The sequence below is a fragment of the Mammaliicoccus sp. FSL K6-3158 genome, from assembly GCF_038005105.1.
GTDB lineage: Bacteria > Bacillota > Bacilli > Staphylococcales > Staphylococcaceae > Mammaliicoccus > Mammaliicoccus sciuri.
Map to the genome: position 1 here is coordinate 1,564,518 of NZ_JBBOSL010000001.1, position 16,282 is coordinate 1,580,799.

11 protein-coding genes are annotated in these 16,282 nt (G+C 32.2%); 3 read left to right on the plus strand and 8 right to left on the minus strand.

Features of this window, described 5'->3' with window-relative positions; translation table 11 throughout:
* Nucleotides 1–16: 16 nt before the first annotated feature.
* Nucleotides 17–2,431, minus strand: a complete 2,415-nt coding sequence (gene parC / locus MHH94_RS07815; protein WP_106417741.1) for a DNA topoisomerase IV subunit A — start codon at nucleotides 2,429–2,431, stop codon at nucleotides 17–19.
* Nucleotides 2,431–4,434, minus strand: coding sequence for a DNA topoisomerase IV subunit B (parE, locus tag MHH94_RS07820; RefSeq protein ID WP_058591321.1), 2,004 nt, complete (start codon nucleotides 4,432–4,434; stop codon nucleotides 2,431–2,433). The genes parC and parE overlap by 1 nt, the downstream gene beginning before the upstream one ends.
* A gap of 201 nt (nucleotides 4,435–4,635) precedes the next feature.
* Here parE and plsY point away from each other — a divergent pair, with 201 nt between their 5' ends.
* Nucleotides 4,636–5,217 (plus strand): glycerol-3-phosphate 1-O-acyltransferase PlsY, encoded by a 582-nt coding sequence (plsY, locus tag MHH94_RS07825; RefSeq protein WP_048543123.1) that lies wholly within the window; start codon nucleotides 4,636–4,638, stop codon nucleotides 5,215–5,217.
* A gap of 13 nt (nucleotides 5,218–5,230) precedes the next feature.
* Complete coding sequence (locus tag MHH94_RS07830; protein ID WP_048543125.1) at nucleotides 5,231–5,530, plus strand: HesB/YadR/YfhF family protein; 300 nt, start codon at nucleotides 5,231–5,233, stop codon at nucleotides 5,528–5,530.
* A gap of 53 nt (nucleotides 5,531–5,583) precedes the next feature.
* Here MHH94_RS07830 and menI read toward each other — a convergent pair whose 3' ends face one another.
* The 3 genes from menI to MHH94_RS07845 form a co-directional block, all read right to left on the minus strand.
* Complete coding sequence (gene menI / locus MHH94_RS07835; protein ID WP_058591322.1) at nucleotides 5,584–6,030, minus strand: 1,4-dihydroxy-2-naphthoyl-CoA hydrolase MenI; 447 nt, start codon at nucleotides 6,028–6,030, stop codon at nucleotides 5,584–5,586.
* 163 nt (nucleotides 6,031–6,193) lie between these two features.
* Nucleotides 6,194–8,902: an aconitate hydratase AcnA gene (gene acnA, locus MHH94_RS07840; RefSeq protein WP_048543131.1), complete on the minus strand. Its 2,709-nt coding sequence runs from the start codon at nucleotides 8,900–8,902 to the stop codon at nucleotides 6,194–6,196.
* Nucleotides 8,903–9,148: 246 nt separating this feature from the next.
* A complete protein-coding gene (locus tag MHH94_RS07845; protein ID WP_048543133.1) occupies nucleotides 9,149–10,774 on the minus strand; it encodes a glycine betaine uptake BCCT transporter in 1,626 nt (541 codons plus the stop codon).
* A gap of 200 nt (nucleotides 10,775–10,974) precedes the next feature.
* On the opposite strand from MHH94_RS07845, the gene mscL reads away from it, so the two are divergent.
* Nucleotides 10,975–11,334 carry a large conductance mechanosensitive channel protein MscL gene (gene mscL / locus MHH94_RS07850; RefSeq protein ID WP_048543134.1) on the plus strand — a complete coding sequence of 120 codons (360 nt, stop codon included), beginning with the start codon at nucleotides 10,975–10,977 and terminating at the stop codon, nucleotides 11,332–11,334.
* A gap of 66 nt (nucleotides 11,335–11,400) precedes the next feature.
* On the opposite strand, the gene MHH94_RS07855 is transcribed toward mscL, so the two are convergent.
* From MHH94_RS07855 to sbcD, 3 genes are all read right to left on the minus strand, one after another.
* Nucleotides 11,401–12,018, minus strand: a complete 618-nt coding sequence (locus MHH94_RS07855; protein ID WP_048543136.1) for an SCO family protein — start codon at nucleotides 12,016–12,018, stop codon at nucleotides 11,401–11,403.
* A gap of 95 nt (nucleotides 12,019–12,113) precedes the next feature.
* Nucleotides 12,114–15,137: an exonuclease subunit SbcC gene (sbcC, locus tag MHH94_RS07860; RefSeq protein ID WP_084754671.1), complete on the minus strand. Its 3,024-nt coding sequence runs from the start codon at nucleotides 15,135–15,137 to the stop codon at nucleotides 12,114–12,116.
* A 1-nt stretch (nucleotide 15,138) separates the two neighbouring features.
* Nucleotides 15,139–16,266: an exonuclease subunit SbcD gene (sbcD, locus tag MHH94_RS07865; protein ID WP_078355752.1), complete on the minus strand. Its 1,128-nt coding sequence runs from the start codon at nucleotides 16,264–16,266 to the stop codon at nucleotides 15,139–15,141.
* Between the last annotated feature and the right edge of the window lie 16 nt (nucleotides 16,267–16,282).

The following is a 16,282-nucleotide window of genomic DNA, read 5'->3' on the forward strand; positions in this document are numbered from 1 at the left end:
TTATGACTATAATTTTTTAATCTATTGCTTTTTCTTCAAAATATGCATTAATTATGTGACCGAAGTCATTCTCGTCAACAACAAATCGACCATTTGTATATCGTTCACTAAAGTTAAAGTCTTTAGTATTAACTTTGACTTGATTTTTTTCTGAAATCATCACACATGTTTCATCTTCTGCTATTGTTCTAGCAAATACGATTCTATGTGCTTTAGATTTTAGTTCTTTTAAAATCATTAAGCCACGTTGAGATCTTTTAGCAGGTACAAATTGTTCTGCTTTCATTCTTTTAACTGAACCACGATCCGTCACAATAAAAACAGATTGATTATTTGGTAATTTATCTGTCATTACAACTTTATCATTGTCTTTTAAGTTGATAGATTTAACACCTGCTGCTTTCAAACCAATGTCGGATAATTCATCTGTATCATAAGTTAAGCTCATACCTTTTTCAGTAATCACTGTTATAAGTTCATCGTTTACTATTTTCAGTACGGAAACAACTTCATCGTCACCTTTAAGTTTAATGGCAACGAGTGGTTTTGTAATTCTGCTCGCTTTAAATTTATCATTTGTAGACTTTTTGATCATGCCGTTTTTCGTCGCGATAATATAATTAGACGATGGCTTGAAATCTGTTTCTTTATTAACAGAAATGACACGTTCGTCATCATCAATTGGAATCATTTGTGAAATATGTTTACCAAGATCTTTCCACTTTAAGTCCACAATTTCATGTACGGGTATAAATAAGTAATTACCTTTATTTGTGAATACAATTAACGTATCTTGTGTATTCATTTTTTCGTGCATTAATAAGTAATCACCGTCTTTGAGTCCTACCTCATCAACACCGCTTGCGATATAACTTCTATTAGAAGTACGTTTAATGTATCCATCATGCGTGACAGAAACGATTGTTTCTTCACTCGGAACTAAAATTTCTTTTTCAATTTTAATTTCTTCGATTTTTTCTTCGATTTCAGTTAACCGTTCATCAGCAAATTCTTTTCGAACAGCTCTAAGTTCGTTCTTAATGACTTTAAGTAATGATTTTTCATTTTCTAAAATATCTTTTAAGCGTTCGATAGTTTGTTTGAGTTCATCAAATTCATTTTCTAAAGAAACAATATCTGTATTTGTTAATCTATAAAGTTGTAACATCACGATTGCTTCAGCTTGTTCTTCAGTAAATTCATATTTCGCAATTAAATTCTCTTTCGCATCACGTTTGTTTTTAGAAGCTCTAATTGTTTCAATAACTTCATCTAAAATAGACAATGCTTTAATTAAACCTTCGACGATATGCATGCGTTTTTGTGCTTGAGATAATTCATATTGAGAACGTCTTGTTACGACTTCTTTTTGGTGTTCAATATAGCTTTCTAGAATTTGTTTAAGTCCTAATAATTCAGGTCTTCTATTATTGATTGCAACCATATTAAAATGATATAGCACTTGTAAGTCTGTGTTCTTGTATAGATAATTTAGAACACCTTCGCTATTAATATCTTTCTTAAGTTCAATTGCAATTCGTAAACCTTCTCTATCCGTTTCATCACGAACTTCTACGATTCCTTCTATTTTCTTATCAGCTCTGAGTTCATCAATTTTCTTAACTAATGTACCTTTGTTTACTTCAAATGGTACTTCAGTTACGACGATTTGTTCTCTTCCGCCTCTAATTTTTTCTATTTCTACTTTACTTCTAACAACTATTTTACCTTTACCTGTTTTATAGGCTTTCTTAATACCATCTAACCCTTGAATAATACCGCCAGTTGGGAAATCTGGTCCTTTGATATGTTCAATTAATTCATCTACAGTTGTACTTGGTTTATCGATAAGCTTTAATGTCGCATCGATGACTTCTCCTAGATTATGCGGTGGAATATCAGTTGCATAACCTGCTGAAATACCTGTAGATCCATTGACTAATAAGTTAGGATACCTAGCTGGTAATACCATCGGCTCCATCGCTGTATCATCAAAGTTTTGTACATGTTCAACTGTTTCTTTATCTATATCTTGTAATAACACTTCGGCTAGTTTACTTAATTTAGCCTCAGTATAACGCATTGCTGCAGGAGGGTCATTATCAATACTACCGTTATTACCGTGCATTTCTATTAGTACATGTCTCAATTTCCAATCTTGACTCATACGTACCATTGCATCGTAAACAGAAGAATCACCATGTGGATGATAATTACCGATTACGTTACCAACAGTTTTAGCACTTTTTCTAAAGTTTCTATCATACGTATTACCGTCTTTATACATCGCAAATAATATTCTACGTTGTACTGGTTTCAATCCATCTCGTACATCAGGAAGCGCACGGTCTTGAATGATATATTTACTATATCTACCAAATCTATCTCCAATTACATCTTCTAAAGGAAGGTTTTGAATTTGTTCAACCATTATTTAACTTCCTCCTCTAATGATTCTACTTCATCATCAAGTACTTGAATGTCATCACTTTCAAGTATACTTTGATCTTCTTGCATACCAAATTGAACGTGTCTTTCAATCCATTCTCTACGTGGTTCAACTTTGTCACCCATTAATGTTGTCACTCTTCGTTGTGAACGTACTTCATCATCAATACTTACTCTAATTAATGTTCTTGTTTCAGGATCCATTGTTGTTTCCCATAGTTGATCGGCATTCATTTCACCTAAACCTTTATAACGTTGAAGTGTGAAACCTTTACCAATTTTCTTCATTAATACTTCTAAATCTTCATCCGTCCATGCATATTCAACTTGTTTTGACTTACCTTTACCTTTTTCTAATTTATATAAAGGTGGTAATGCAATATATACTCTACCTGCTTCTAATAGCGGTCTCATATACTTGAAGAAGAAAGTTAATAATAATACTTGAATATGCGCGCCATCAGTATCGGCATCTGTCATAATAATCACTTTGTTGTAGTTACTATCTTCAATATTAAAGTCTGCACCTACACCAGCACCTATTGTATGAATAATCGTATTGATTTCTTCATTTTTAAAGATATCTTCAAGTTTAGCTTTTTCTGTATTAATAACTTTACCTCTTAACGGTAATATTGCTTGGAATTTACGATCGCGCCCTAATTTAGCTGATCCTCCGGCAGAATCCCCTTCGACTAAATAAAGTTCGTTTTTCTCTGTATTTTTACTTTGTGCTGGCGTTAATTTACCAGATAATAAAGTTTCTTTACGTTTGTTTTTCTTACCATTTCTAGCTTCTTCACGTGCTTTTCTCGCTGCTTCACGTGCTTGTGATGCCTTAATCGCTTTTTTAAGTAATGCTTTTGATAATTGACCTTTCTCTTCTAAGTAGAAAGGAAGTTGATCTGACATTACAGAATCAACAGCTGCACGTGCTTCTGTTGTACCTAATTTAGACTTAGTTTGTCCTTCAAACTGTAATAAATCTTCTGGAATTCTTACAGAAATAATAGCTGTTAGACCTTCACGAATATCGCTTCCATCAAGGTTTTTATCTTTTTGTTTAAGTTCACCGATTTTACGAGCATATTCATTAAACACACGTGTAAATGCTGTCTTTAAAGCTGTTTCATGTGTTCCACCGTCTTTAGTACGAACATTATTAACGAAACTTAGAATTGTTTCAGAATATTGGTCATTAAATTGAAAACTAATATCTACTTCAATTCCATTTGATTCGCCACTAAACATAGCAACATCATGTAACACGTCTTTGCCTTCGTTTAAATAATTAACAAATTCTTTAATACCGTCTTCATAATGATAAAATACTTCTCTCGGTTCTTCTCCCCTTAAATCCGTTACTTTTATTTTAAGTGCTCTCAGTAAAAATGCTGATTCTTGAAGTCTTTCGCATAACGTTTCAAAGTTAAAATGTGTTGAAGCTTTAAATATTTTAGAGTCTGGTTTGAAATGGACCGTCGTACCTGTTTTACGTGTTTTCCCCTTTTTCTCTAATGTTGTTACAGGTACACCACCGTTTTTGAATTTTTGTTTATAAATATGTCCTTCTCTATAAATCGTTACTTCTAACCATTCACTCAAAGCATTAACGACCGAAGCACCTACGCCGTGTAGTCCACCAGATGTTTTATAGCCACCTTGACCGAATTTACCACCGGCATGAAGGACAGTAAATATAACTTCAGGTGTTGGTTTACCAGTCTTATGTAATCCTGTAGGCATCCCCCTACCGTTATCATAAACAGAAATACTATTATCTTTATGAATGGTCACTTCGATTTCCGTACCGAAGCCATTTAAAATTTCATCAACAGAGTTATCTACTATTTCATATACTAAATGGTGAAGTCCGCGGACATCTGTTGAACCAATGTACATACCAGGTCTTTTTCTTACTGCTTCTAAACCTTCGAGTACTTGTATTGAATCTTCACCATATTGAACTTTTGCTTGTTTATTCAATATTTCTCCTCCTACAAACGTACGTTCGTTTCTTTTACTTTACAATAGTTATTTTGTTATAAATCCCTAGAAAATGCAAGTCCTATCCCTAATTGTGGTACAATTTCCCTTTACATTGTAATGACAATATCATATTTTTAAATAGTAACCGATATACAGTTATGGTAAACTATTAGTACCTGCTATCAAAGGAGTGTTTCAATAATGACATTTGTTGTTATTATACTTAGCTACTTAGTTGGATGTTTCCCAAGTGGCCTTGTGTTAGGTAAGTTATTTTATAAAAAAGATATTCGACAATTTGGAAGTGGCAACCTGGGTGCTACAAATACATTTAGAGTATTAGGAAAAAAAGCTGGATTTATCGTGATGTTTTTAGACATCTTCAAAGGTTTTATTGTAGTTTTCTTCCCAATATGGTTTAATGTAGATATTCCTAGCATATTTGTAGGTATTTGTGCGGTAGTCGGACATGTATTTCCAATATTTTTAAAATTCAAAGGTGGAAAAGCCGTTGCAACAAGTGCAGGTGCAGTTCTAGGTGTACATCCGATACTATTAATTATACTAGCTATTATATTCTTTGTAATTCTATATTTAACTAAATATGTATCATTATCTAGTATTGTAGCGGGTATAAGTTGTTTTATAGGTGCTATTATCATTGGTGATATACCATTCTTAATCGTATCTATTGCAATATTGGTTATACTACTCGTCAGACACCAATCAAATATTATAAGAATATTCAAAGGACAAGAACCAAAAATCAAATGGATGTAAAGGAGAATGCACTATGAATTTAGAAATTACTGAAAAAGCTATCGAATGGTTTAAAGACGAATTAGAATTCAATGATGATCAAGCCTTACGATTTTTCGTTCGTTATGGCGGTGAATTTCAGTTAAAACAAGGCTTCTCACCCGCATTTACTGTAGAAGAATTAAGTTCTTCTGAAGTTGGTTTTAAAGACGTGAAAAACGATATTCCATTTTTTATTGATGAAAAAGATTTATGGTACTTCGATGATAATGACTTAGTAATTGATTTAAATGACAATGGAGAAATTAAATATGAAGTCAAAGCTTCAAGATAAACTATAAAAGCAGATGTATTTCGTGTATTTAGCGAAACACATCTGCTTATTTATTATAGTTTACGGTCTACACCTTGTTCAGTTTCTTCGTGAATTTTTAAATATGCATTATGCCATTCAGGGAAACTTTTATCTAGTCTAATTGGTCTGTTTGAACCTTTTTTCAAGCATACATGTGTTGTAGATCCTGTTGACACAACTTCTCTTTGTTCATTTAATATCTCGTAAGAATAAATTGATCTTATTGGTGAATAATGAGAAATCCACGTTTTAATGATAACTTTTTCTGGATATGTTATAGACTTTTTATAAGTAATATTCAAATCAACAACAGGAGAAATAATACCTGCATTTTCCATATCTGCGTAACTAAATCCTGCTTTATAAATGTAGTCTGTTCTTGCTACTTCAAACCAAATGGCATAATTTGCATGATAAACAACGCCCATTTTATCCGTCTCTGCATATCTAACATCTATTGGTGTTTCACTATAAATCATGATTCAATCCCTCTTTCTAAATTCCTTAACCTAATCATAACATAAATATAATTACGCCTGTGATTATATTCTTTTATATACATATATTTAATGTTTATATAAAAAGCAGTAGACATTCAATTTACAAAGAATATCTACTGCTCTTATATGAATTAGCTTTATATTATTGTGCTAATTTATTTCTTAATACCATTTGTAGTATACCACCGTGTCTGTAGTAGTCAATTTCAACTTCAGAGTCGAATCTTGCTAAAGCTTCAAATTCAGTAACTTTACCATCTTCGCTTGTAGCTGTTACTTTAAGAATATCACGTGGTTTAACACCTTCATGAATATCTACTGAAATTGCTTCTCTACCTGTTAAGCCTAAGCTATCTGCTGAGTCACCTTTTTTAAATTGTAAAGGTAATACACCCATCATAACAAGGTTAGAACGGTGAATACGTTCATAACTTTGAGCAATAACTGTTTTAACACCTAAAAGATTTGTACCTTTAGCTGCCCAGTCACGAGAAGAACCCATACCGTAGTCATTACCAGCAAGCACACATAAACCAATACCATTTTCTTGATATTTCATTGAAGCATCAAAGATAGGCATTACTTCTTCTGTTGGCCAATAAGTTGTAAATCCACCTTCAGTTCCAGGTGCTAATTGGTTCTTAATACGAATGTTAGCAAAAGTACCTCTCATCATAACTTCATGGTTACCACGACGAGAACCGTATGAGTTAAAGTCTCTAATTGCTACATCATGGTCTTGCAAGTATTTACCAGCTGGTGTATCTTTACCGATTGCACCTGCAGGAGAAATATGGTCAGTTGTAACTGAGTCACCAAATTTACCCATTACTCTTAAATCACTTAAAGGTTGAATATCTTTTGGTTCTTTAGATAAACCTTGGAAGAATGTAGGGTTTTGGATATATGTTGAACTTGGATCAAAGTCATATAATGGTTGATCTGTCGTTTCAATTTGATTCCAAACTTCATTAGATTCAAATACTGTTTTGTATTCTTCTCTAAATAATTCAGGTGTAACAACTGATAATACAGTGTCTCTAACTTCTTCAATTGATGGCCAGATGTCTTTTAAGTATACATCTTCACCATTAGATCCTTTACCGATTGGATCGTTTTGTAAATCGATATCAACAGTACCAGCTAATGCATAAGCAACAACTAATTGTGGTGATGCTAAGTAGTTAGCTTTAACTAATGGATGAATACGACCTTCGAAGTTACGGTTACCAGATAATACTGAAGTAACAAGTAAATCTTCTTCAGCAATCGCTTTTTCAATTTCAGGTAATAATGGACCTGAGTTACCGATACAAGTTGTACAACCATAACCAACTAAGTTGAATCCAAGATCATCTAAATACTCTTGTAATCCAGCATCGCGTAAATAACCTGTAACAACTTTTGAACCAGGTGCCAATGAAGTCTTAACGTAATCTGGTACTTTTAAGCCTTTTTCGATTGCTTTTTTCGCTACTAAACCTGCACCTAACATTACATATGGGTTAGAAGTGTTTGTACAAGAAGTAATGGCTGCTATTGCAATGTCACCAGTCTTCATTGAAGTCTTCGTACCATCTTGTAATTCAATATCTACAGATTTATCAAATTCTGATTTATCGAAACCATGACCTTGGTTACCTGCTGGTGCAGTCACTGAATCAACAAATGATTTTTTCATGTCGCTTAATTTGATTAAATCTTGTGGACGTTTAGGACCAGATAATGATGCTTCAACTGTTGATAAATCTAGATCTACAACATCTGTATATGTTGGTTCTACATTTTCAGCATTGAAGAACATATTGTTTTCTTTTAAGTATTTCTCTACGACATTAACTTGTTCTTCAGAACGTCCAGTTAATCGTAAGTAACTTAATGATTCATCATCTACTGGGAAGAAACCACATGTAGCACCATATTCAGGCGCCATGTTAGCAATTGTTGCTCTGTCTGCTAATGGTAATTTTTCTACACCAGGACCAAAGAATTCAACAAATTTACCTACAACACCTTTTTTACGTAACTCTTCAGTTACACGTAAAGCTAAGTCAGTAGCTGTTGTACCTTGTGGTAATTCGTTTGTTAATTTAACACCGATAACTTCAGGAACTGGGAAGTATGAAGGTTGTCCAAGCATACCTGCTTCGGCTTCAATACCACCTACACCCCAACCTAATACTCCAATACCGTTAATCATTGTTGTATGTGAGTCAGTACCTACTAAAGTATCTGGGTAAGTTACAAGTTCATTTTCTTCTTCTCTAATGTGTACAACGCTTGCTAAGTATTCCAAGTTAACTTGGTGAACAATACCAGTAGCTGGTGGTACAGCACGATAGTTATCAAACGATTTTGTTGCCCAGTTTAAGAATTGGTAACGCTCGATATTGCGTTCGAATTCTAATTTCATATTCATTTCTAATGAATTTGGTAATGCATAGCTATCTACTTGTACAGAGTGGTCAATAACTAAATCAACTGGTACTTCAGGGTTGATTTTAGATACATCTCCACCAACATCATCCATAGCTTTACGTAAAGAAGCTAAGTCTACAACTGCAGGTACACCTGTGAAGTCTTGTAGAATAACACGTGATGGTTTAAATGGTACTTCTGCATTAGCATCGTTAGATTTACCCCATTTTGCTAAATTCATAATATGTTCTTCTTTAATGACACGTCCATCAAACTGTCTTAATACTGATTCTAATAATACACGAATAGAATAAGGTAGTTTATCAACATTAGATAAACCTAATTCGTCTAATGTTTTTAAGCTATAAAACGTGTATGTTTTGCCGTTCAATTCAAAAGATTTTTTAGATTGTTCTTTTAAACTTGAGCTCATTATTAGTTCCCCCTTTAAAATTGTGCAAGTTAATGCTTCATATACAATTGTATAATCAATACTTTAGTAAAACAATACATTGCGCTTAAAAATGAATATATTTATCATTCAAGTTTATAATAGGATATTATAAGTTTTTCTTATGTATTTTTAATTATACATAATTTTTAGTTATTAATTGATAATGATTATCAACTATAATTTAAAAAAAGACTGAGACATCAATTTGTCTCAGTCTATCACTTATTAATCTTCCATTTCTCTTGCTAAACGACGTTGTTCTTTTAATTCTTGTTCATATTCTCGTTTAGATTTTTCTACATATTCTTTCATACGATGCTTATTCGGTGTAATCGATAATCCAAGATATTTTCTTTCTTGGTTTGCATCTTTGTAGAATGCAATTATCATCAAGATGATAATAAAACTAAATGGGAATGCTGAAATAATTGCTGCTGATTGTAGTGCATTTAATCCAGTATCTCCACCTGATAATAACAATACAAACGCGATTAATGATTGCGCGATACCCCAAATTACTTTTACCATACCTGATGGATTTAATGATCCATGAGTTGTTTGCATACCAAGTACGAAAGTAGCTGAGTCAGCTGAAGTTACAAAGAATATACATACTAACGCTAAAGCTAATATAGATAATGCGATACCCATTGGCATTTCATTAAACACACCAAACAATTGCGTTTCAGTAGACATTTTGAATACTTCTGGTGCTTTCTTACCTACTTCAATACCTGTTACGCCAAATACACTGAACCAAATAAAGCTAATGATTGTTGGTACAAGCATAACACCTAGAATAAATTCACGAATAGAACGACCTCTAGAAACGCGGGCAATAAATATACCTACGAATGGACTCCAACTCATCCACCAACCCCAGTAATAAAGTGTCCAAGAATTTAACCAAGTATTTTTTTGTTCGCTTAATGGCGCTACATCGAAACTGTTGAATAAAAAGCTATCGAATAATGCACCTGTTGAAGATGTAAACATGTTTAAAATTAAAATTGTAGGTCCTAGGATTAAAGTAACAATTAATAATAATGAAGCTAAAACTAAATTTGTATTACTTAAATATTGAATACCTTTACTTAAGCCACTCCATGCACTTGCAAGGAATAATATTGTTACGATAATGATGATAATACCTTGAACAACAATGTTATTTGGAACACCAAATAAATATTCTAATCCACCATTGATCTGTAAAGCACCCATACCTAATGAAACGGCAACCCCTACAACAGTTGCGAATACTGATAACACGTCAATAATTGTACCAATAGGACCATCCACTTTATCACCTAATAAAGGTCTTAAAGTTTTAGATAATAATCCTGGTTCACCTTTTCTAAATTGTGCATAAGCAAGTGCTAAAGCTACTACACCATAAATGCCCCATGCATGGAAGCCCCAATGTAAGAAAGTTGAACGCATAGATTCAGTCATTGCTGCTTTTGTTTCTGGACTTGCTGTTGGTGGTGATAAGTAGTGTGACATTGGCTCAGCAGCACCGTAGAATACTAAACCGATACCCATACCAGCACTAAATAGCATTGCAAACCATGATACAGTGTTAAACTCTGGTTTATCCTGTGGTCTACCCAATTTCAGTTTACCAATTGGACTAAATATAATAAACACACAGAAGAACACCATACCTATTGTGATAATCATGTAGTACCAACCAAAGTATGTAGAAATCCAACTACTGATATCACTTGTAACATCACCAAATTTTGTAGGGAAAATCGCACCTATTGCTACGATAATACCAATTACAATTGCTGATGCTGTAAAAACATTTGATAATTTTCTGCCGTTAGGTTGAATTGGCGAATTTGACATTTGCATACTCCTTTCAAAATAACAAACTTTTAATTATGTATTCCCGTTTTAACTAATTTTATTCGTGATATTTTCAAATAAATGCTATATGAAAACAGCAACATTCAACACTTTAACAAATATTACACCTAAAATCAAATTGACTATTTCTTTTTATGCTATATTCATGTATGATAAAATTCGATAAGGAGGTGTTTAATATGTCATTATTAAAAGAATTTAAAGACTTTGCTTTGCAAGGTAACGTTTTAGATTTAGCAATCGCCGTTGTTATTGGTGCTGCCTTTAACAAAATTGTTACATCTTTAGTTGAGAACGTCATAATGCCACTTATTGGATTAATTTTTGGAGAAGTAGACTTCGCTGAAAAATGGTCATTAATGGGTATCAAGTACGGTCTATTCATCCAATCTATCATTGACTTCTTAATCGTCGCATTCGCACTATTTGTATTCATTAAAATTGCAAATACTATTATGAAAAAAGGCGAAGAAGAAGAAGAAGTTGACGAACAAACTGTATTACTTACAGAAATCCGCGACGCTTTACGCGAAAAGTAAGTTTTACATATTTAAAAAACCATCGATTATTGATTGTTCAATAATCGATGGTTTTTTAAATGTTTATTAATCTTCTACTGGACCTTCTTCTACTAATGTTTTAACATCAGCTACAATTTCAGATTTAGGGAACTTCTTATCCCCAGCATCCTGTCCGCTATATGATTTAATAATTTTTCCATTCTGATCTATTAAATAGAAACTTGTACCATGTGTGACTTGAGTACTACCTTTAGGTGGTGGCGCAACGATTGATTTAAAGTTATCTTGTGCGTATTGTTTAATAAATTTGAAATCGTAATTCGTCAATAGCGTCCATTTATTATCTGGTACATTATATTGTTTAACGTAATCTTTAAGTTTTTTCGGTGTATCATTTGCTGGATCCACACTAAAACTTAATACCCCATAATTTTTAACACCATCTTTTTCAAGTTGATCAATGACAGTACTCATATTGTATGTCATTGGTGGGCATACTGTTTCACAATTCGTAAAAATAAAGTCAGCTATATACACTTTCCCTTTCATATCTTTTTGTGAAAATTTATGTCCATCTTGATCAGTTACATTGAATGACTGCATTTTATTGCCAAATTGACTGTCTGGTTCAATCGCATTATTACTACATGCACTCATTATCATCATACTTGCAACCAATATTAGAAATATTCCCTTTTTCATCCTAACACTCCCATAACTCTGTTAGTTAAAATATATCAAATAAAAATCTCAACTTAAATACGTAATTTAATCTATTTATGTCTTTGATGTGTCATTCAATTATTCGAAAATACCGTTGTACTTAAAAATCCATTCTTGTTTACATTTAATATGGTTGGAATTCTTGTCTTTAATTCAGATACGTGAGAAATAATACCGACTAAACGACCGGACATTTGGATATTAACGAGTGTATCGAGCGCAGTTTCTAAAGTTTCAGCATCTAATGTACCAAAGCCTTCATCAATAAACATCGATTCTAGATGGATGGCACCCGCTTCTTGCTGCACAACATTCGACAATCCTATCGCTAGCGACAACGAAGCTTGGAATGTTTCCCCACCTGATAATGATGTAATATGTCTCGTTCTATTTGAAAATCTATCAAACACTTCTATTTCCAAACCACTTAACCCTTGTGATTTTTCCTTTCTACGCACGAGTTGATAGCGATTATTCGTCATTTTAAGAAAATGTCTATTTGCATTATCTAATATATGATTTAAATAATAAATCAGCACATAATTCTCCAATGATAATTTCTGGCTATTCTTCCCATTCATAATTCTCGATAAATCAATCATTTCTTCTTGTTCTTTAAGGTCTTGATTAATCTTATCTATCACGTTAAGAATCGCTTTAGATTTTTGGTCATTTTGTTCAACCTTTAATTGCAGTTGATTCAATTGTTTCGTTAAATTGTTTAGAGAATCTTTAGCACTTACTAATTGTTCTTCCGTATTAGTAATATCAGGCATTTCTTGATCTCTTACTTTTTTGCTAAGTTCTTTAACGACCGCTTCAACTTCTATATACTTTTTGTCATATTGCTGAACACTTTCTTCTAATCGATCAATATCCTCTACTTGTAATAACAACTCATCTAACTGAGCATATAAAGAAATGTCATGTTTGTTCATTTCAGTACTTAAATAGTCTTTTGTAGATTTAATTTGTTCTTCAATCATAGATAAACGTTCTTTAACCGTAGCATGTTGCATTTGTAATGTTTGCTTATCATTTTGATATTGTTCTTGTTGTTCATTTAATTTTTTCATACTTTGATCAAACTTAGATAATGTTTGTTCTAACGTATTAACTCGTTCAACAAATGATGATACTTCAGTATACCCCGTCTCTTTATTAAAGTACGCTAAATCATTTTCATATGTAGATATTTTATGGTTTAAATCATTTAATTGTAATGTGTGTTCTGTTATCTGTTTATCTACAGCATTTATTTCTTTTTCTAGACGTTGAATATGCTGACGATTCTCTTGATAAGTTTTTAATTTACTTACAATTTGTTCAACACTTTCGTTTAATGATGCTATATCTTTTTGTACATCATATACATTACTTAACTTGTTTAATTGTTCATTCGTCAAATTAATTCTTTCTTTATAAGTCGTAATGTGTTGATTTACTTCTTGTAACTGCTGTTCAACTTCTAATTGTTTCGCTTTTTCTTGTTTTAAGCTTTCAAAATCAACATCGCCATTGATTGTTTCTATGATTGATCCACATATAGGACAATCTTCACCTTTATGAACATGCTTTTGAATTTTTAATATTTCATCTTCCACATTCAATATATCAAACGCCTTTTCAGCATCAATACGTTGTTCTAGTGATGTTTTTTCATTTTCATATTCTACTAATTGACGATTATATGCTTGTATTTTCTCTTCCAACGCTTGTTTATCTGCATACAGCTTTTGTGTTGTTTCTAGACCTTGTAATGTTAACTTCATTGTTTCTTGTTCTTTTAATTGATTTTGCTCATCTTTTTCGTCATAAGTAATGTGTCCAAGTTTACTATTTAATTGCTCTGTTTCCTTCTTGTCTTCTTCAATTGCATTATTTAGTGCTTTTTGTTTCTCCTTATGTTTTACCAGGTTTTGTTCTGCTTCTATATATTTATCTATATTTACTTTTATATGTTTAGTATTTTGAACAAATGCTCTATATTCTTCGATTTGTTTATGTTCTTTATGCAGATCATTTATTTGTTGTACAATTGATTCTAATTGTTGTGCATTATCACTTATTTGTTTTTGAAGTACTTCATCATTTTTTAATTCGTTTGTATGGTTAGTTTCTTTATCTTTAAGTTGATGATATTGATATGTTAAAGATTGTACACTTTTTAAGTATTTAACTTGTTTCTTTAAATCATTGATTTCTTTCTCTTCACTTTTCAACTGATTTAATTCTGCTTCTTTAACTTGTAACGTTTCAAAGTTTCCTTTTAATGCTTTCTCCTGTTCAAAGACATTTTCAATTTCACTAACTTGTTGCTGCTGTTTAGCTTTCAAATTTGTTAGTTCTTTTAACTTTTCTTGTCCTACCGCTTCATATGACGTTAATGCATCTTGAATCACTTCATAACGATAGCCTTCAACTTGTTTATGTTCTTGTAACGCTTCGTCATCAAAATCATGCATGTCATTTAAATATTGTGTAATTTTTTGATAGTGACTTTCGATTAATGCGATTTCTTTCTTCATTTCTAGTTCTAATTGTTCTTGTAACGACTCAAAACGATTACTATCGAATAGTGTTCTTAATATACTTCTTTTATCTGTGCTGTTCGAAACGAGAAACTGTTTGAATTCACCTTGTGGAAGAATCAATATTTGTCTAAACTGCTTAACATTCATATGTAATAACGCTTTTAAATAATCATTGCTTGTATTAATACTTTTCGTTTCTAATGACCACTTATCATTTATTTTTTTATATACTTCAACAGTTGCATTCGTTGGGTTTTTATTACCTTCTTTAATGTATTTCACAGTTCTTACGACGCTATATTGCTCGTTTTTAATTTCAAATTCAAATTCTACTTTTGTAGGTAACTTAGGATCAGCAAAATGGCTTCGCAAATCAACTTCTTCACGCGATTCTGTCGATGTCTTACCAAACAAAGCATAAACCATCGCATCAAAGATCATCGTCTTTCCTGACCCCGTTTTTCCACAGATTAAAAATAATTGTGATTTAGATAAATGTGTAAAATCAACTTCCTCATTTATAAATGGTCCAAAATATTGCATCTTTAATAATAAAGGTCTCATCTTATTCTCGTGCCCCCTTATTTAAATCATTTTCTAACAATGCAATGATTTTTTCTTTTTTTATGCCTTCTAACGTTTCACCCGTTACATGATCATAAAATGATTCAATAATTTCTAAATCCGTCAAAGTATGAACATCCACATCTATTTCATCATTTGCAACTTCATAATCTTGCCTAGATATTTGAAGTGTATTAGGATATATACTTCTTATCTTCATAAGTGGATCTGTCACATGGTCCATATCAGACAATTTAAAGTGAAAATAGTCTTCACGATGTTTAATGTCTAATTTTTCATGTATGACATCTTCATAACTTGCTTGTATCACTTGAAATGCTCTTCTAGGTTCTATTGGAATAAATGACTCTTTAAATGATTTATAACCAAAATCAAATAGTCTATATCCTTTAGATTGATTAGCCTCTGAAAATGAATATTGCATTGGTGTTCCAGAATAAAATATGTAATCGGACTTTATCGCAAACGGGTGATGTAAATGACCTAATAATACAGCATCGAATATTTCAAATGTATCGGCACTGACTGTCTCTATTGTTCCGATAGATAATGGTCTTTCAGAGTCTGTCGATTCACCACCAGCAACGAATAAATGACCTATTAAAATATTCGTTTCATCTTCTTTTATAACTTCTTTCATTTTATGAACAATAAATTCAGTCGCTTCCTGATGAGTATGAATATCTTTTACTTCAAACACATGTCTAATATCAGCAGGTGTAAAGTAAGGCATTACGTATATATTGACATCATTCACTTTAATAGGTTCAAGTAACTGATCATATCCCGTAATAATTTTTAAGCCTGTTTTTTCGAACCATCTCTCTCCATAGTTTAAACGTTCTTTACCATCATGATTTCCACTTATAGCTATTACTGGCGTGTTAAGTTCTAAGTTGATTGTTGAAAGCGCATCTTCAAGAACAACCATCGACTCTTTATTGGGATAGTGTAAGTCGTATAAATCACCGCTAATGACAACAATATCTGGTTGATGTTCTTTAATTGCATCGAATAATTTTGAAAGTATAAACTTTTGATCTTCTATTAATGATTGACCATTGATGGTTTTACCAATGTGCCAATCAGCAGTATGTAAAATTTTCATTTTAAAGCTCCTTTTA